This is a genomic window from Streptomyces sp. NPDC007025, assembly GCF_042869455.1.
In the GTDB taxonomy this organism is placed as follows: domain Bacteria; phylum Actinomycetota; class Actinomycetes; order Streptomycetales; family Streptomycetaceae; genus Streptomyces.
Window position 1 is genome coordinate 620,558 of record NZ_JBIAFT010000002.1, and the last position, 17,290, is coordinate 637,847.

Genomic DNA, 17,290 nt, shown 5'->3' on the forward strand with positions numbered 1-17,290 from the left:
GAACTCGTCGGGTCGGATCTGCTCGACGGGCGCGCCGCTCGCGCGGCGACGGAGCACGGTGTGCAACATGTCGTCGGTCATGACCGGGGGTCGGCCGCCGTGCTCGCCCCTGCGGGCAACGGCTTCGGCGCCGTCGCCCCCCCCAGCGGACGCCCGGGATGTCGAGACGGTCGGCGATCAGGTGGCGGAAGGCGCATTCGGGACACACCGACGGCCCATCCGACAGGGCAACAGGCAGCAACGACCCCAGCACCGCCCACTGTTCGTCCGAGAGCTCACCTCATTCCACATCGAGATCATCACGGCGTGGCGCGAGTGACCGCTCGCGTGGAAGGCATGGCAGGATCGCGGCCATGGTCCCTCAGCGTTCCCCGCCTCTGGATCGGATCGACCGAGATCATCGCCCTTGACGACGGCGAAGGCCCGTTCTTCTCTCCGCGCGCCGATTCCTTCCCCGAGGCCACGGCCGCTCAGTGGGCCGAAGCTGACCGTGGCGATCGTGACCGAGGCGGCCGTCCCCTCAGCGGGTGGCGCGGTGGCCGGCAACGCTTCGACCGGCAGCGCGACCGGCGGCCGCCGCCCGTATTTCCCGAACGTCGAATACCTGCTTCAGCGTGCCGAGTTCGACGCCCTCGACGCGCTCAACCCGCAGCTCCGCGAGACCCTCACCGACCCGCTTACGGCCGCTGGTCGGCTCCGGCTCCTCGACGGGGACACACTGCTGCCCGCCGGGTGCGCGGTCGCCACGCCCGGTCACACGCCCGGACACCAGAGTGTGCTGGTCGCCGACGGGCGCGAGCTGGTGCTCGTCACCGGCGACCTCCTGGTGCACGCGCTCCAGCTGCTCCACCCCGAGCTCGCCTATGCGCACGAGACAGATCCCGAGGCGGCCAGGCACTCGAGAGACCGCATGCTCGGCCGCGAAACCGCCACAAGGCTGCACTTGGCGACGCCGCATTTGACCGAGCCGTTCCTCTTCGCGTGATCGCAGCCGCTCGGGCCGGTCAGGTACGCGAGTGCATGCAGACGCTCCAGTTTCTCGGCGGTCTCGTCGCCTTGGCCGACGCCCCCGCTCCGACCGGCCCGACTCTCGTCCCCCGGCTGTGCGTGTCGGACGTCGAGCGAGTCTGGCCCCGAGCACAACGGCTCCCGACCTAGTCCACGGGGCTCGGTTCTGACCAGACATCGATGGCTTCGGTGAAGTACCGGCAGGCCGTGGTGGTGCCCACGCCGAATCCCACGGCGACGGACACCCCTAGCCTCGCGCTTTCACCACGGTGGCTGTCCGATGCTTGGTCGAAAAAGCGAGAAGTGCCCCTGACCTGCAACGATGGGACTTGTCTAGGGTCCTGTTGGCTGCAAGGAAAGAAGCACTTCTCAGGTGAAGAAGCGTATCGGGTCGTACCCGCGTGTCCGCGTCGAGGGCTATGGTCATGCGGTGGTGTCCCAGGCCGGGGCTGTGCTGCTGGTCGAGACCGTCCGCAAGGCCGGGCTGGATCAGCGATGTCTAGGACGCTGGCGCCGTGGCGGAAGCAGCGTGCGGTGCACGATCCGGGCAAGATCCTGCTGGACGTGGTTCTGGCGGTCGCGCTGGGCGGGGACTGCCTCGCGGACGTCGCGATGCTGCGGGCCGAGCCGGACGTCTTCGGCCCTGTGGCCTCCGATCCGACGGTCTCCCGCCTCATCGACACTCTTGCCGAGGCTGGGCCGAAGGCCCTCTCCGCGATACGGACCGCGCGGGCCGCAGCGAGCACGTCTGGAACGTGGCAAAGCATGCGGCCCCGGACGCCTCAGGGGAGGTGATCGTGGACCTGGACGGGGTGCTCGTGCTGGCCCACTCCGAGAAGCAGGACGCCACCGCGACCTGGAAGAAGACTTTCGGACACCACCCGCTGATGGGGTTCGTCGATCACGGAAGCGGCGGGAGCGGGGAACCGGTGGCCGGCCTGCTCAGGCCCGGCAACGCGGGCAGCAACACCGCCGCCGACCACATCACCACGGCCCAACTCGCCCTGGCGCAACTGCCGAAGAAGTACCGGCGCGGACGCCGGACGCTGATTCGTACCGACTCCGGGGGCGGAACACATGAGTTCACGGCCTGGCTCGCCCAGCGCGGACGGTGGCTGTCGTACTCGGTCGGCATGACCATCACCGAGCAGATTCACCAAGCCGTACTCAAGGTCCCCGCCACCGCCTGGACAGCAGCGATCGAGCCCGGCGGCGAGATCCGGGACGGGGCATGGGTCGCCGAGATCACCGGCGACTGCCTGAAGGGCTGGCCGAAGGGAATGCGGCTGATCGTCCGCAAGGAACGGCCCCACCCTGGCGCCCAGTTGCGGATCACCGACGCTGACGGACTGCGGCTGACCTGCTTCGCCACCAACACCAGCGACATGGCGATTGCGGCGCTGGAGCTGCGGCACCGTCAGCGGGCCCGAGCCGAGGACCGCATCCGGGCCGCACGGTCGACCGGCCTGCGCAACCTGCCCCTGCACGACACCGCACAGAACCAGATCTGGCTGGAGATCGTCCAGCTCGCCCTGGACCTGCTGGCCTGGATGCCCATGCTCGCCCTGACCGGCAAAACCCGCAGGTGGGAACCCCGCCGTCTCCGGCTCCGGCTTTTCTCCGCCGCCGCCCAGATCATCACCACCGCCCGCCGCCGGCACCTGAGATTCGCACGCCACTGGCCCTGGACCGACGTGATCACCGACGCCCTGGCGCGGCTCGAAACTCTCCCGAACCCCGGCTGACCAGCGCGTTCCCGTCCCTGCAACCAGCACCACCCCGACCGGAGCCGTGGAACCCGGCGCCCACCCGACGCGACAGCCGGGCCATCAGCGTGCCCACCACCGACCCCGAACAACCGAAACGGCCCGCCGAAGAAACCGACGGACCGTCACGAAAGATCGAGGCTAGGAACATCGGTCTCGTCGCGTACGTGCTTTACCGCGGTAAAGCCGACCCCGAAATGTGCGACACGCATGCGGCTGGCGCCCGGCCCCAGCGAGCCGGGACTGGCCGAAATCGAGTCCGACCGTGCCCCCCAACCCGAGCCCGAGCCCGAACGCGGAGGCGGGCGGGCCCGCGAGCTCTAACTCAGGTCCGCGTCTGAGCGGCGAAGACGGCCCCGAACGCGAGCACGTCCCCCACCGGATGGCCGGGGTTCATGGTCACCTTGCTGGCGAACAACTCTGAGTAGATCTCGTACCGGCTGGGTGCGACGGACTTGATTCCGGCCGCTGACGGCAGCTCCGGCCACTTCGCCGCGCAGCGGCTGGAGCGGGCAAGGCCCCGCCGGCATCCACCTCGAACGAAACCAAAGCGGCAGCCAGTGACCAGGCCGACGGGGAAGTCGGATGGCATCGCCCGCCACTTGATGCCGTTGTCCACCAGGTATCGGACCGCGTCGATCATCTGCCGGTGGCAATAGCTCTTCGGCTGCCCGCCCCGGCCCTCCAGCCACCCCGGCACCGGCATACCGGCGCGGACTACGGCCCACTCCGCATCGGTCATGTCCGAGGCATACCGGCGCACCCGCTCACCGTGATCGGCCGCGTTCCCGTACACGTGAGCGAGACAGTCACACGACGGGGCAGCAGAGTTGGACTCCGGAAACGCGACCGCGTACAACTGCGACAACAGGGTCTCCTCCGCGCTCGTGGCTTCAACAACCTTCGAGCTGTGCAGGAGACCCTGCCTTCATGCGCGCTCCGCCGCCGACTCACCCAACCGGGAACCCTCATTCGAACGACAGCCGAACCCCTCGATACGACAACGGCTCCTGAGTGGTTTCCACACCTCGGCGTCTTCGTCGAGGATGGGCACTCCCCAGTGCAGTGCCCTGTTCCGCAGCAGTCCCGCACCGGCTGGCGCCGGAGCAGGGTGTTCCAGGCCGTCTGCCATCTTCTCCAGGTAGGCGGCAAGTGAGTCAGCTATCGAGTCGTGTTCCTCGTTTCCCTCGTACCACTTGCGTACCTCACCCGTGGCTCCGTCGAGGTACAGCCCGTAGGTCTCATCGTCCACGGCGAACGAACAAAAGGGTATCCACTCGGGCTGCCAGTGGAGATCTTCTTCCGGTTCGTATTCCTCCTCCTCTTCCCGCTCTTTCTGGAGGTTCATGTGAAGCCGGTGGGCCCAGGACACCCTGGGCAGGGTCATCAGCGCCCATTCGTCCAGCATGAAGACGGATCCTTCCCCCTCGGCCACGCCCTCGCGCAGCCGCCACAACGCCCGCAGCTGCTCCGGGACGTGCACGGCGAGGTCGCTTTGCAGGACGGCGAGCTGCTCTTCGGAGGCGCCGGGTCTGAGCGTGGCGTGCGAGGCCGGAGCGTGCTCACGCAGCCAGGCTTCGATGCGCTGCCACGCGGCAGCAACGCGGCGGGCCTCTGCTTCCTCCTGCACGGTCGGCGGCGGCTGCTGTGCTCCTTTGGAAGGCAGATCATCGCTCATACGCCAAGCCTTCCACGGAAGCCCGTGCGGACGGCGGGCAAGGTGCCCGATCTCGCTCGGCAGGCCGGTATCGGTCCTCGTCCGCGCGCTCGCTACGGCGGCAGCACCCACCCCATGCGCGAGCGGATCTGTGCCGACTCCTGGTCGGCACCACCCTCGAACTCGGGTCCTGCCGGCCGGGGCCGGAGCGCTGATTTCCCCGGTACAGGCCCTGTCGCATGAGGTGCGCGTGGCGGTGGGCGCGTGGCGGTGGGCGCGCAGCATTTGCATGGCGCTGGTGGTGTCCGCCGGGGTGGGCGCGGGATCGTCGTGGGTGGTCCGCCGGGCGGGATCGGGTGTGGAGTTCCCGTGAACCCTCCCGTCGGGCGGGATCGTGCTTTTTCGCAGTTCAGAGCTGGTGTGTGCTGTGGTGATGCTGAGTGTTGCGAAGATCCAGAGGCGTAACGCGTGGCGCTACTACATACGCGGTGTCGCGTTCGGGGACGGCCGCCGCCCGCACGGCCAGACGCTCCGGGGCGCCCAGGAGCTGGCCGGGCTGCCGCCGGGCAGATGGCTGGGGCGCGGCCTGGGCGCGCTCGGGCTCACCGACGGCGAGGAGGTGTCCGAGCGTCAGCTGGAGCTGCTGTTCGGTGAGGGGCGGCACCCGGACGCCGACCGTATCGAGCGCACCCTCCTGGAGGACGGCGCCGATGCGGTCACGGCCCGTCGGCTGACAGTGCTGGGGCAGCCGGTCGAGGAGATCGAGGCCCGCGGCCAGGCGCCGGTGCTCGGCATGGATTTCACCTTCCGGCCGCAGGCCTCGCTGGTCGTGCTGTGGGCGCTGGGTGACGCCGTCGTGCGCCGGGTCATCGAGCGGGCCCACGAGCGCGCTATCGCCGCGGCGGTGCGCTGGCTGGAGGACGAGGTCGCCGAGACCCGGTGGGCCTCAGGCCGCGGCCGCTCGAAGACGCCCGCGCTCGTGGTCGCCGCCTTCCGCCACTTCGACAACCGCGACGGCTTCCCCCTCCTGCACGAGCACTGCCTGCTCCTCAACCGCGTCCGACGCCGGGGCGCCGACGGTGATCCGGTGTGGGGCGCGTTGGACACCTACCGGCTCCACCAGCACGTGGTGGCCGCCGGGACGCTCTACACCCTGGCTTTGTCGAGCAGTAGTGACGTCACCTGTCGACGGGTTTGGGAGGCACCCCGATCCACTGTCGGGTGATGTTGATGAGTTTGGGAGGCACCGGAGTTCTTGCCAGGGCAGCATCGGGATGCTCTTGGTGAAAGGTGCTGGTCATGCCGCGGATGTCGAAGGTCGAGCTGTACGCGGCGATCCGGCGTGACCATCGCGCTGACTTGTCGATGCGGGAGCTCGAGCGCAAGTACGGCGTGACGTGGCGGACGGTGCGGAAGGCGTTGGACTCGTCTTGGCCGGAGCCGCGCAAGAAGCTGCCGCAACGGGCTACCGCACTGGACCCGTTCAAGCCGGTGATCGACGAGATCCTGCGGACGGATCTGGACGCGCCGCGTAAGCAGCGGCACACGGTCACCCGGATCTTCCACCGGCTGGTCGAGGAGCACGGAGCCGACGTCTCCTACGGGATGGTCCGCTACTACGTCTCCGCCCGGAAGCCCGAGATCCTGGTCGAATCCGGCAAGGCTCCGTTGGAGGCCTTTGTCCCGCAGACTCACCAGCCCGGCCACGAGGCGGAGGTCGACTTCGGTGACGTGACCGTCCGGCTGGCCGGCGAGCTGGTGACCTGCTATCTCTTCTCCCTGCGTCTGTCGTATTCGGGCAAGTCCGTCCACCGCGTGTTCGCCTCCTGCGGCCAAGAAGCCTTCTTCGAAGGCCACGTCCACGCACTGCGGATACTGGGCGGGGTCCCGCGAAGCAAGATCCGCTACGACAACCTCAAGGCCGCCGTCGCCCGGGTACTGGGGCAGACCCGGGGGCGGGTGGAGGCGGACCGGTGGATCGCGTTCAAGTCACACTTCGACATCGAGAGCTTCTACTGCCGACCCGGAATCGAAGGCGCCCACGAAAAGGGCGGAGTCGAAGGGATGATCGGCTACTTCCGCCGCAACCACTTCGTTCCCGTCCCCGAGGTCTCCTCGCTCGCCGAGCTCAATGAGATGGTCGAGCACTGGGACCGGCAGGACGACGCCCGCCGGATCGGCGCCAGGCCCAAAACCGTTGCTGAGTACTTCGCGCTCGAACAACCGCTGCTCAGACCGCTGCCCGAAGAACCCTTCGAGACCGGGCGGATGTTCACGCCACGGGTCGACCGCTACGGCCAGATCCCAGTCCGCACCAACCGCTACTCGGTCCCGATCCGACTGATCGGCAGACGAGTTCGAGTCGTGCTGCACGCATCTCACCTCGTGGTCTACGACCAGAACGTGGAAGTGGCCCGGCACGAGAGGCTGATCGCCAAAGGCGCCATCCGCCTGGAGCTGGACCACTACCTGGAAGTCCTGGTCCGCAAGCCCGGCGCCTTCCCCGGCTCCACCGCGCTCGAACAGGCCCGCTCGGCAGGCAAGTTCACCCCGGTCCACGACGCTTGGTGGGAGCAAGCCCGCAAGGTTCACGGCGAGCGGGATGGCACCCGGGCTCTGATCGAGGTGCTGCTGCTGGGCCGTCACCTGCCCCACGAGCATGTGGTCGCAGGCCTGGCCGCGGCCCTGCGGGCCGGCGCTTTGACCGCGGATGCCGTTGCGCTGGAGGCCCGCAAGGCCGCCCAGGCCGAGACCGAGCCCGGCCCTGCCGCAGGCGAGCTGGTAGCCGGTAAGCCGCCGGCGACGGTGACATCGCTGCACGAATGGCGGCTCGCTCATCTTCCGCCAGACAGCAGGCCGTTGCCGTCGGTGACCGCCTACGACCAATTGCTCCGACGCCGTCGCGACTGCGGCGGTGACCATCGTGAGGGAGAAGCGCAATGACCCTGCCCCGCCAGCGAGGCCTGACCGAGCAGGCCGCCGACGCCGCCATCGATACGGCCTGCCGCATGCTGCGGTTGCCGTCGATCCGCAAGGAGTTCCCCGACATCGCCGAGCGGGCGCTGAAGGAGCAGATGAGCTATCGGGGCTTCCTCGCTGAGCTGCTGATGACTGAATGCGATGACCGTGCCCGCCGCCGCTCGGAGAGGCGGATCAAGGCGGCGAACTTCCCGCGGGAGAAGTCGCTTCGGGCGTTCGACTTCGACGCCAACCCCAACATCGACGCTGCCACCGTGCACACCCTCGCCAGCTGCGACTGGATCCAGAACGGGCAGCCGCTCTGCCTGATCGGCGACTCCGGCACCGGCAAGTCGCACATGCTCATCGCACTGGGGACGGAGGCGGCGATGAAGGGCTACCGGGTCCGCTACACGCTTGCCACGAAACTCGTGAACGAGTTGGTCGAAGCCGCCGACGAGAAGCAGCTGAACAAGACCATCGCCCGCTACGGCCGCGTTGACCTGCTCTGCATCGACGAACTCGGCTATATGGAACTCGACCGGCACGGCGCCGAACTCCTCTTCCAAGTCCTCACCGAACGCGAGGAGAAGAACAGCGTCGCCATCGCCTCCAACGAGTCCTTCGGTGGCTGGACGAAGACGTTCACGGACCCTCGCCTCTGCGCGGCCATCGTTGATCGCCTGACCTTCAACGGCGCCATCATCGAAACCGGCACTGACTCATACCGCCTGGCCACCACACGCAAACGAACGGAGGAACCCGTCAAAGCCGGCTGACCGCTGCCTCATCTGCCTTGATGGCCAGCCGGCTCAACGGGCGGCCCGGCCGTTCCACGCCTCTTCAGCTGTGCTCGCAATGATCGGGAGCGTGGACCGCAGGCGGCTCGATGTTGCGCAGCCGTGTGAATGGCACAGCTGAGGCAAGCGCAAGGGCGATCGCTCCCACGAGCAGAAGGGCGAGCCCGGCGCCGGAACTGTCGATGACGAATCCAGCTGCTGCCGGCGTCAGTGCGGCGCCGAGGTTCACCGAGGTGGTGATCCATGTCGACGCTTCCGTCCGGCTGGTTTCCGGAACGATGGTGTCGGCGATGAGGTACCCGGTGATGAGAGACGGAGCGAGGAACAGGCCGACCAGTGCAATGCCCGCAGCGAAGAGTCCGAGGGTGTCCAGCTGGGACACGAGTACCGCGGCGAGCGCCATGCTGACGCACAGGGTGAAGAGTCTCCTGCCGATGCCGGACTTGAGGTTCAGCTGCCCATAGAGAAGCCCTCCGAGAGCACTTCCGCCGGCGAAGGCCGCCAGGAGCCAGCCCGAAGCTGCGACGGCATCATGTTGCTTAGCGATTGCTGGCGCTGCGATCTCCGCGACGCCCAGTACACCACCGACGCCCAGGAGGACGATCAATACCCTTGCGAAACCTGGCTGTCGCAGGGGGCGATCACCTCGCGTGACGCCCCCTGCTGTTCCGCGAAGCGCCCCCGACGACGCGCTGGACGTCATCGCTGCGGTGCCGAGCGAAACGGTTCCCGCGGTCACCCAGAGCCCGACACTGGGAGAACTCGCCACGATGACCGCGGTGATGATGACGGGGCCACCGACGAAGAGGAGCTCTTCGCACACTGCGTCGATGCTGAATGCTTTCGTTCGCTGGTCACCGGCCGTCGTGAGCGACGCCCAGATCATTCGCATCGCCGCACCCAGGGGTGGCGCTGTCAAGCCGACCAGGGCGCTGAGAATGAGGAACCAGATATCCGCAACTCCCTCCACTTCGGCGATGAGCGCGAGGGCGATGAACCCTGAGGCTTGGCCTGACGCCAGGGTGGTGAGCACGATCCGTTGACCGAATCGATCGACGGCCCGGGCACGCCAGGGGGCGGCGACGACGTTGGCTATTCCGAACGCCGCCGTTGCGAGACCGGCTTGCGCGTACGAGCCCGTGCTGTCCTGGACGGCGAGGAGGAGAGCAAGACTGCCCATCGCGAGAGCGGACCGAGCAATCAGGGCAGGAAGGAAGGCGCGAAGCGCGCCCGGAAGCAGAAGCACTGCGAGCACGAAGAAGCTCCGATGATGTGCGACCGGCTCGTACGCACGGCCGCGAGTCTGACGGTTACCGGGGTCCGGAGGGCATGACAGACCGCACCCTCAACGGATCAGAACCTGGGCGGGAGAGACCCAGGACCGTCAGATGAACATCACGATGAACATCCGGAAAGTCTAACGGCTGCGGCCCAGGCCCGTACTGCGTGCAGGTCGACCTGAAGCAGGCGGGGAAGGACCGGTCAGGGTAGTTACCTCCCTGCGCGGGAAGCGGCGACTCTGAACTCGCGCATGTCCGCCGCGCGCAGCGACGAATAACGCATCCGCACCCGCGGACCCCAGGCCGACTGAGACGAGATCAGCGGACCGCGATGCCTCAGATCCACAGAGGCAGGAGCGGTGGTGCCGTCATTTCTCATCGACATTCACGAGCCGGTGACCACCAAGCTGACTCCGGAACCGGTCGAAAAACGCTGTCCATAGAGATCAACGAAGCCATACACCCTCACCATGACGACCCAGGTATGCGAAACCCTGAGGCTGGCCACCGTGCCACGCGAGGTCACACCGGGCCTGCGCCCGGTCATGGAGATCGCCGGAGTCCCCGAGGACCTCATCCACTGGGCGGCAACCCGCCGCCAGCGCATCGAGGACGCTCTGGAGGTGCTCACCGACAGTACGTCAGAGAGCACGGGCGCCTGCCCGCAGAGCGCGGCCGCCACGGACTGGGCTGGCGGGCCGCGCAGGAGACCCGGCCCGCGAAGAAGACCCCGAAGCCACTCGCCCAGCTGCTCGCCTGGTGGCGCACCTCCGCGATCCTGCGCTTCGGCCAGCAGCTCATCGACGGCCTCCCGCGAGAGTGCCGGGCAGTCGGGGCGGCGATCCGCGCCCGGGTGGATCCGGCCGTGGACGTGACGCTCGCCGCCGTCGATGTCGCCGCGGTCGTCTCCACCGCGCGCAAGACCTACGCCCGGCGGCACGTCCTGGCCGAAGCCCGCCGGCATCTGCTGGAGACGCTGCGCGGCCGCGAGTTCACCCGCGGCCTGGACGACGACATCGCCGACCGGGCCCTGCTCCGGTACTCCCGCCGCCGCACCGTCGCCCAGCCGGGCCGGATGGCTCCGACGCCGGACCGTACCAACTACACCGCCGACTTCCCGGTGCCGCACCGGTGGTGGATTGCCCCCGCCGCAGGCACGCCGCCGCGGGAGTCCACCCGCTACGAGCGGGCCCGGGCCGCCAGCCTGGCCGTGCAGAACGCGATCCGCGACGCCCGCATCCGAGCCGACACCGCCAACGAGGCGACCTCGGCCGCCTCCGCACCTGCCGGTCACCGCGACCTCGAGGGCGAGACGGCATCCGCTCCTCACACTGTCGACCACCGAGCCGGGATGCCGCCCTGCCCCCGGGCCAGCGGGCCGCCGCCATCCAGGCCCACCAGCAGGCCGCGATGCCCGAGGAACACCTCGAAGGCCGCACGACCGACCCGGCGGCCTGGCTGCGCACACCAAAAAACCTGGACCGGCTCGCCACCTTCACCCGTGCGGCCAGCACCCGCCGCCGCGCCGTCGAGGAGCGGGAGACCCCGGATGCCGACCCGGCCGGTCCGGTCGACCAGCGCCGCCAGGAGCACGAGCAGCAGCACCAGCAGCCCGACCCCGGCCAAGGCCAGGGCCTCCAGCCGTGACGGGCCGCGTGGGCCCGTCCGGCGGGACGGGCGGCGAAGTCACCGCGCCAGGTATCGGGACGCGACCGGCCAGCCACCCCCGAAGTCCCCTGGGAGCGGGGAGGGTGCCGGGGGCCGGCCCCTCAAGCACGGTCCCCATGGTCGCCCCGACCTCGCCGCACCTTTCACCGAAGCAGCGCGAGCGCCTGGAGCGGCTCGCGGACGCGTCCCGGCTGCGCGCGGTGCTGTACCCGGTGCCGAAGCCGCCACCCGCCCGGCACCGTTCCCGTTCACGGCAGCACCCCGGCGGCCGGCCCAACCCGTGGCGCACCCCGCGGGGCCGCCGCCGGGGATGAGCGGACGCGATAAGGCGGCAGACGGCGCGCCGGCTCACCCGAATAGCGCGGGGTAGGACCGTGCCCACGACGTCGAGCAGCCCTGGCTACAGGGGACGGGGCGGCCGGAGCTTGTCCACAGGTGATCCGGCTTAGAACGGTCGTGTCCGCTTCCGGGTGTGAGGTGCCTGGACGCATACCGAAAGGGCACGGCCGATGGTGCAGACGAGGTTCGACAAGCAGGTGGAAGAGACCGCGGAGACGGTGGCGTTCGGGATCGGCCGGTTCCTGGCCGGCCGTCCGCTGGACGGGGTCAAGCGGACCGACGCGACGTTCTGGCGCACCGGCACCAGGGTCCTGCCGAAGGTCGAAGGCCGCGTCTCCCGGTCCTCCTACCGCGCCGGGTGGAAGCGCCTGACCTTCCGTATCAGCGCGCTGGCCGCCGCCGGGACGGGCGGCTACCAGGCCGGGTGGGTCCACCAGGACGCCACCCTCGCCACCGCCCAGCAGATACGGGCCGACCCGGATCCGGCGCTCGCCTTGCTGGAGCAGACCGGGATCGCCGCCGCCTCCACCGCGGCCGCCGGCACGGCCGTCTACCTCGCGGTCACCCGCAAGCGCCGCGCGTTCCAGCGTGAGTGGATACTGCCCCTGCACGAGGCGCTCGCTCTGCCGCTGCAGCTGCCCGAGCAGACCGACCCGCGCCGCTACCTCCACATCCCCCGCAACTTCAACGACGACGACGCCCGGATACGCGTGGATGTGCCCCGGCGGCTGAACTTCTCCAAGGACCTGGTCGCCGACATCATCGCCACCAAGCTCGCCCTGGAGGGCGTCACCTTCTCCTGGCACCTGTCCGGCTCGAAGACGTACGTGACGGTGAAGAAGACCCGCCGCCCGCCGAGCAGGGCCGTCGTCACCGACCCCACCGTGCACGCCCTGGTCGAGAAGGCCCCGGAGTCCGCCCCCGTCATCGGCGTCGGCGCCGGCGGCCGCGAGGTCTCGGTCGACCTGGACGCCGAATCCCCGCACATCCTCGTCAACGCCTCCACGGGCGGGGGAAAGTCGGTGACGCTGCGCTGCATCGCCTGCCAGATGCTCCACCACGGCAGCCTCGTGTTCGTCCTGGACACCAAGCGGATCTCCCACCCGTGGGCGTCCGGGCTGGCCGGCGTCACCTACTGCCGCGACATCGCCGACATCCACGACCAGCTCATCGCCCTCGGCATCGAAGGCCGGCGCCGTACCCGCCTCGCCGACGGCCTGGGCATCGACGCCGACCCGAAGGCCATCGGCCCGCGGCTGCTGATCCTCCTGGAAGAGGTCAACGCGACGATGAAGCAGCTGGCCCGCTACTGGGAGAAGACCCGCGAGTCCGGAGACCCGAAGACCTCCCCGGCCCTCGACGCCCTCGACGAGATCCTCTACATGGGCCGCCAGCTGCGCATGCACGTCCTGCTGGTCGCCCAGTCCGCCACCGCCCGCGCCCTCGGCGGCCCGGAAGTCCGTGAGCAGTTCGCCACCCGCATCCTGGCCCGCTACACCCTCAACGCCTGGCGCATGCTCGCCCCCGAGGTCCACCCGGCGCCGAAGTCCACCAAGCACCACGGCCGCGCCCAGGTCGTCTCCGGCGGGTCCGCCTGGGAGACGCAGGTGCTGTTCTTCACCGACGCCGAAGCCCGCCAGTGGGCCACCACCGGCACCCCGGCCCCGGCCGCAGCCGGGACACAGCCGCGCCCGATTCAGCTGCACAAGCCGCCCGCCGACTCCCTCCCCGATACCGGGCCCACCGCCCCCGGCCAGACGCCGGTCACCGAGCCGCCCGCGAGCGGAGAGCGGCCCGCCGACGCCCGGAACCCCGCCCCGGCCCCGGCCGCCGCTCCCGGGGAGCTCGCGCCCAGCGCCACGGCGACACCGCCGGCGACCCCGGCCCCGGCCCCGGCCGACGACGATCAGGTGGTGGGACTGCGCGCGGCCGCCGGGCACCACCTGAACGGCATCACCCTGGCCGCGCTGCGCTTCGCCCGCGCCAACGACCCCGCCTTCCCGCCCGCCGCCGACAAGCGCGGCGCCGAACTCCTCTACCGCGCCGGCGACCTCAAGAAGTGGGCCCGCAACCGGCCCCGCGCCGCCACCGGCACCACCGACCTCGAATAGCCCGCCCCGACCCGGCGGGCCGGAAACCCGACCCGCGCAGCGCCGACCCGGACGTGTCTGCTTCTGCCGAGGCTGCGAAGCCGAAGCCGACCGCTGGAAGCAGTTCGGCGCCATGCTGACGACAGCCGACTTCCCGGTGCTCACCACCGTGCTGGACCTGTCCGCGCTCTACCCGACGCGGGGCCTGGCCCGCCGGGAAGAGACCTCGGCCGGCACCCGCTGGCCCGTGCCGAGCGTGCTTCCGCTGGCACCCACGGGACAAGGGCCCGGAAGGTCACGGGACGGGTCACGCAGCGGGGCGTGAGACAGGTCGTGTCACTGTCCGTCAGATCGCAGTATCAGCCCAGTTCATCCCGTGTGGTAAGCGGCGGCAGGGAGCCCGACATCTCTCCAGAACGCGCAAAGGCTCGGTGTGTGCCGGGGCCGCGTGATGTCGAGCTGGGGAACGCGGCCCTCTACCGCGTCGCCCCCGGGCCCGGGGGCGACGCGGCACCGTACAGGTTGATGGCACTTCTGTCGCCGACCGGTTTTTCTGCGCTGTCGTTAGTTCTGTGGACTGGGGTTTCTCAGTTTGTCTGGGCGGTTCCTGCAAGGTTCGGCGTGCTCGCTTGAGCTGGGTGATGTGTGTGACTTCTAGATTTGCGGGCTGCGCAGGTTGATCGGTTGGGGTGCAGCTTTGCTGGGCCGCTACCTGATGGGGCGGCGTCAGGGGGTGTCGGGGTTGGTGAGGTCGTCGAGGTAGATCTACCGGCTGTGCTTGTGTGCTTACTCTTCGCTGGTGGTGTCGGCCTGAGGATCAAGATCGATTTCGTGCAGGGTCAGAATGAGGTGGCTTTCGACGTCTGTGGTGGCCTCGAGGGTTGCCTGCAGTTCCTGCCGGCCGTGGTCGAGGAAGGCGTCGATTGAGGCTTTGACGGGAGGCTCGGGGGGAAGCACGGCGGCGTACAAGGCGGCTGTCAGCCTGCTGTCGACGTCCGTGGTCGCGTCCAGTGCGTTGGACAGGCGCTGCATGGCGGAGGCCAGCACGCCATCTACCGGCTGGGCGGCACTGCGCCTGGGGGAGCTGCTCACAGTGTGCCTCCTTGGTCCTCTTGTTCCTGAAGCATGCGCTCAAGGTTGCGACGCGCCCGGCGCAGGTTCTGGCGGACGTTGGCACTGGGTACCCCCAGGGCCTCGGCGGTCTGTGCGGGCGTGGCTCCGTCGATTTCGAAGGCCATAACTGTGCGCTGCAGGACGGGGAGCCGCCGCAACAGCTGCACGAGGTCGACCTGCTCGGCGATGCCGCCGCACGGGTCAGGCACGCCCGCTTCGGGCAGGTCGGCGGGATCCGAGGTCCAGGTTTTCTCCTTGTTTTTGGCCTTGAGCCACATGCGCCAGGCGGTGGTCCGCAGCCACGCTTCGGGGTTTGTCACTGACTCCCATGCCCGGGCCAGATGTACGAAGGCGCTCTGTACGGCGTCCTCAGCGTCGTGCCGGCCCGCACCGGCGGCGATTAGGAACGCGACGGTCGGTACGAAGCGGATCCGGAAGAGAGCTCCGTACTGCTGTTCCTGTTCCGTTGACAGACCCTGCTGCTCTTGCGGTCGCCTGGGCCGTTCTTCGACAAGCAGCCCGGCGCCCTGCTCATACTCGGCACGTGCGCTCTGCAGTAGCGCGCGCCAGGAGGTGACGGCGGGCCGTCTGCGAAGCAGGGCGCGCCGTTCCCGTTCGGTCATGCCGCCCCACACGCCGAACTCGACCCGGTTGTCGAGTGCGTCGGCGAGACACTCAGTTCTCACGGGGCAGCCGGTGCACACCGCCTTGGACCGGTCCTGTGCCGCTGACTGCACGAACAACTCGTCCGGATCAATGGTACGGCAGGCTGCCTGCGCCGACCACTCAGTCACCCACGATGACACTGCCGCCCCCTTGCTTCTCAGTCGCCCGCGGTCCGCCGACTTCAATGGTGATCTTGTCGTGTTCGTCCATGACCCGGCTGCCACTGGGCAGTTCCCGGACTATCTCGCTGCGATGTCTGCTGCGGATGTGGGCCATGCTGGTACGGCCGTGCACCCGGATCCACATCCGCAGCACGCTTGTGAGGTATCCGGCCCCGGCGGCGAGGGCTGCAATCTCATACTCCGGCATCGCTGGGGCTCCCGCATCGGTGAACGTGGTCTTGGCTTTCTGAAGGTGAGTGCCTGCGAGGGGACCGTTGCGTGACCCCGGTGCCAGAACTTTTTTGAGTTTCTTCCTTCCGGCCGGGCGGAACGGGGCAGTTGGGCATGCCCGGGCCGGACAGGTGCGGCCGCGTCAGTTCATGCGGGAAAGACGCCGATGGCGGAAAGAAGCTTCTGCTGGGTGGGGTGGAGGGTGTTCCAGTGGGTGTGTTGCTGCTCGGTCCATCACTGGAGGGCGGGGGAGTCGTCCTGACCGGCGTCGTGCTGCTTGCGGGCTTGGTGGTAGGTGCGTTGCCAGGTGTGGGGCCAGGGTGGGCACCACCAGGGGCCGAGGGTGTGGGTGGTGGGGGAGAGGCGGCCTTGTCGGGCTTTGCGGCGTGTTTGTACCAGCCAGCGTCCGAAGGGGAAGTCGTCGTGGACGGTGGAGTAGGCCACGGTCAGGGTGCGGTGGAGGGCGGCGTAGGCGCATGCGTGGGCGAGAGCGGTCTCGGCGTACGGGTTGATGGGACGGGTGCAGGCGCTCTCGCGGTTCAGGCCGATGCCGGCCAGGAGGCGCTGCTGGTCGGGGTGGAGGTCGTCGTAGTGGGTGCGCTGCTGGCGTAGCCAGGTGCGCTGGGCGGGGGCGAAGCTGCGGAAGTGGTGGTCGGCGTCGAGCCGGTGGCCGGCCTGTACCTGGTCGTGGATGTGCTGCCAGGCGCGTTGCCACGCCAGGCTCCATGGCGGGCACCACCAGGGATCGACCGCGGCCAGGACCTTGATCCGGGCGGATGATGGTGTGCCGCGGTGGGCGTGGTCGCGGGCGTGCTGGCGTTGCCGGCGCAGCCATCGTCCGACCTGGAATCCGCCAACAGAGCGTCGACGGACGCGAACAGCTCTTCCTCAGACGCCATTCCGTGCACCTTCACACCAGGACTCGATACTGCTTAACCAAAACATTACCCCATTCTTTAACCCTGCCGCGCCCATTCCAGTCCCAGTTCGGCGAGTGTGGTGAGTTTGTCGGTGGTGAGTTTGGCCCGGCGGGTCTTGGTGTTGGACAGGAACACTCCGAGCTTGACCTCGGTGCCGTCCGGCAACGCCTCTACGTGCCCCCTGGGGACCCTCACGGAGCCCGTGCGGGCCTTGTACTGCGCCAGGGCCGCAACACCCCTCTCGAAGCCACTCACGGGTGCCGTGGACGCCTTCACGGACGCGCCCGTGTCCGCCGCTGCTGGGGCCGGGGCGTGCGGGGTGACGCCGAGGGCCTCCAGGCGCTCGCGCTGCCCCTGCGCCAGGGCGGCCCACACCTCGGGCTTCCGCTGCCGGGCCAGCCACTTGCCGACGTCCATCCCGTGCACGGTGACGCCGGGGAGCACGAACAGCGCGGGGCCACCGCCCTGCTCGCGGCACTCCTCGCGTACGAGTTCCCGCAGCGCGGCGTAGTGCCGCTGCCACTCGGCCGGCCACGAGGGGTTCCAGTCCGGATCGATCTCCTCGAGCGCTGCCTCCCATTCGGGACGTCCGTCCAGGGCACCGGGGCGGCGGAGGTTGGACAGCCACTGCCC

16 protein-coding genes and 2 pseudogenes are annotated in these 17,290 nt (G+C 69.2%); 8 read left to right on the forward strand and 10 right to left on the reverse strand.

Features of this window, described 5'->3' with window-relative positions; all coding sequences use genetic code 11:
* Positions 1-490: 490 nt before the first annotated feature.
* Positions 491-985 (forward strand): MBL fold metallo-hydrolase, encoded by a 495-nt coding sequence (locus ACFYMO_RS06315; RefSeq protein WP_388544585.1) that lies wholly within the window; start codon positions 491-493, stop codon positions 983-985.
* 396 nt (positions 986-1,381) lie between these two features.
* Positions 1,382-2,753: pseudogene (locus tag ACFYMO_RS06320) on the forward strand (IS1380 family transposase).
* A gap of 346 nt (positions 2,754-3,099) precedes the next feature.
* Here ACFYMO_RS06320 and ACFYMO_RS06325 read toward each other — a convergent pair.
* Together ACFYMO_RS06325 and ACFYMO_RS06330 are read right to left on the reverse strand one after the other, a co-directional pair.
* Positions 3,100-3,516 carry a transposase gene (locus tag ACFYMO_RS06325; RefSeq protein WP_366774923.1) on the reverse strand — a complete coding sequence of 139 codons (417 nt, stop codon included), beginning with the start codon at positions 3,514-3,516 and terminating at the stop codon, positions 3,100-3,102.
* 186 nt (positions 3,517-3,702) lie between these two features.
* Positions 3,703-4,452, reverse strand: a complete 750-nt coding sequence (locus tag ACFYMO_RS06330; protein ID WP_388544588.1) for an SMI1/KNR4 family protein — start codon at positions 4,450-4,452, stop codon at positions 3,703-3,705.
* Between the two features lie 412 nt (positions 4,453-4,864).
* On the opposite strand from ACFYMO_RS06330, the gene mobF reads away from it, so the two are divergent.
* The 3 genes from mobF to istB all read left to right on the forward strand — a co-directional run bounded on the left by mobF (position 4,865) and on the right by istB (position 8,168).
* Positions 4,865-5,656, forward strand: coding sequence for a MobF family relaxase (mobF, locus tag ACFYMO_RS06335; protein WP_388544591.1), 792 nt, complete (start codon positions 4,865-4,867; stop codon positions 5,654-5,656).
* Positions 5,657-5,739: 83 nt separating this feature from the next.
* Entirely contained in the window at positions 5,740-7,374 is a 1,635-nt protein-coding gene (istA, locus tag ACFYMO_RS06340; protein ID WP_388544654.1) for an IS21 family transposase, read from the forward strand.
* Positions 7,371-8,168: an IS21-like element helper ATPase IstB gene (istB, locus tag ACFYMO_RS06345; RefSeq protein WP_388544594.1), complete on the forward strand. Its 798-nt coding sequence runs from the start codon at positions 7,371-7,373 to the stop codon at positions 8,166-8,168. The genes istA and istB overlap by 4 nt, the downstream gene beginning before the upstream one ends.
* 64 nt (positions 8,169-8,232) lie before the next feature.
* Here istB and ACFYMO_RS06350 read toward each other — a convergent pair whose 3' ends face one another.
* Positions 8,233-9,444: an MFS transporter gene (locus tag ACFYMO_RS06350; protein ID WP_388544597.1), complete on the reverse strand. Its 1,212-nt coding sequence runs from the start codon at positions 9,442-9,444 to the stop codon at positions 8,233-8,235.
* Positions 9,445-9,854: 410 nt separating this feature from the next.
* A complete protein-coding gene (locus ACFYMO_RS06355; protein WP_388544600.1) occupies positions 9,855-10,598 on the reverse strand; it encodes a hypothetical protein in 744 nt (247 codons plus the stop codon).
* 281 nt (positions 10,599-10,879) lie between these two features.
* On the opposite strand from ACFYMO_RS06355, the gene ACFYMO_RS06360 reads away from it, so the two are divergent.
* The 3 genes from ACFYMO_RS06360 (at position 10,880) to ACFYMO_RS06370 (ending at position 13,891) form a co-directional block, all read left to right on the forward strand.
* Positions 10,880-11,116: a hypothetical protein gene (locus tag ACFYMO_RS06360; RefSeq protein WP_366774926.1), complete on the forward strand. Its 237-nt coding sequence runs from the start codon at positions 10,880-10,882 to the stop codon at positions 11,114-11,116.
* A gap of 530 nt (positions 11,117-11,646) precedes the next feature.
* A complete protein-coding gene (locus ACFYMO_RS06365; RefSeq protein WP_388544603.1) occupies positions 11,647-13,587 on the forward strand; it encodes a pRL2-11 in 1,941 nt (646 codons plus the stop codon).
* Positions 13,588-13,699: 112 nt separating this feature from the next.
* Entirely contained in the window at positions 13,700-13,891 is a 192-nt protein-coding gene (locus tag ACFYMO_RS06370; protein ID WP_388544606.1) for a hypothetical protein, read from the forward strand.
* 461 nt (positions 13,892-14,352) lie between these two features.
* Here ACFYMO_RS06370 and ACFYMO_RS06375 read toward each other — a convergent pair whose 3' ends face one another.
* The 6 genes and pseudogenes from ACFYMO_RS06375 to ACFYMO_RS06400 form a co-directional block, all read right to left on the reverse strand.
* A complete protein-coding gene (locus tag ACFYMO_RS06375; RefSeq protein ID WP_388544608.1) occupies positions 14,353-14,658 on the reverse strand; it encodes a hypothetical protein in 306 nt (101 codons plus the stop codon).
* Complete coding sequence (locus ACFYMO_RS06380) at positions 14,655-15,197, reverse strand: RNA polymerase sigma factor (RefSeq protein ID WP_388544657.1); 543 nt, start codon at positions 15,195-15,197, stop codon at positions 14,655-14,657. Before ACFYMO_RS06380 ends, ACFYMO_RS06375 begins: the two co-directional genes overlap by 4 nt.
* Positions 15,192-15,485 (reverse strand): annotated as a pseudogene (locus tag ACFYMO_RS06385) (WhiB family transcriptional regulator); the annotation flags it as partial. The gene ACFYMO_RS06380 and the pseudogene ACFYMO_RS06385, both read right to left, overlap by 6 nt.
* A complete protein-coding gene (locus ACFYMO_RS06390) occupies positions 15,466-15,714 on the reverse strand; it encodes a hypothetical protein (RefSeq protein ID WP_388544611.1) in 249 nt (82 codons plus the stop codon). The pseudogene ACFYMO_RS06385 and the gene ACFYMO_RS06390, both read right to left, overlap by 20 nt.
* 257 nt (positions 15,715-15,971) lie before the next feature.
* On the reverse strand, positions 15,972-16,568 hold the full coding sequence (locus tag ACFYMO_RS06395) for a Helicase associated domain protein (protein ID WP_388544660.1): 597 nt from the start codon (positions 16,566-16,568) through the stop codon (positions 15,972-15,974).
* A 125-nt stretch (positions 16,569-16,693) separates the two neighbouring features.
* A partial coding sequence (locus tag ACFYMO_RS06400) for a helicase associated domain-containing protein (protein ID WP_388544615.1) occupies positions 16,694-17,290 on the reverse strand: 597 nt, incomplete at its 5' end.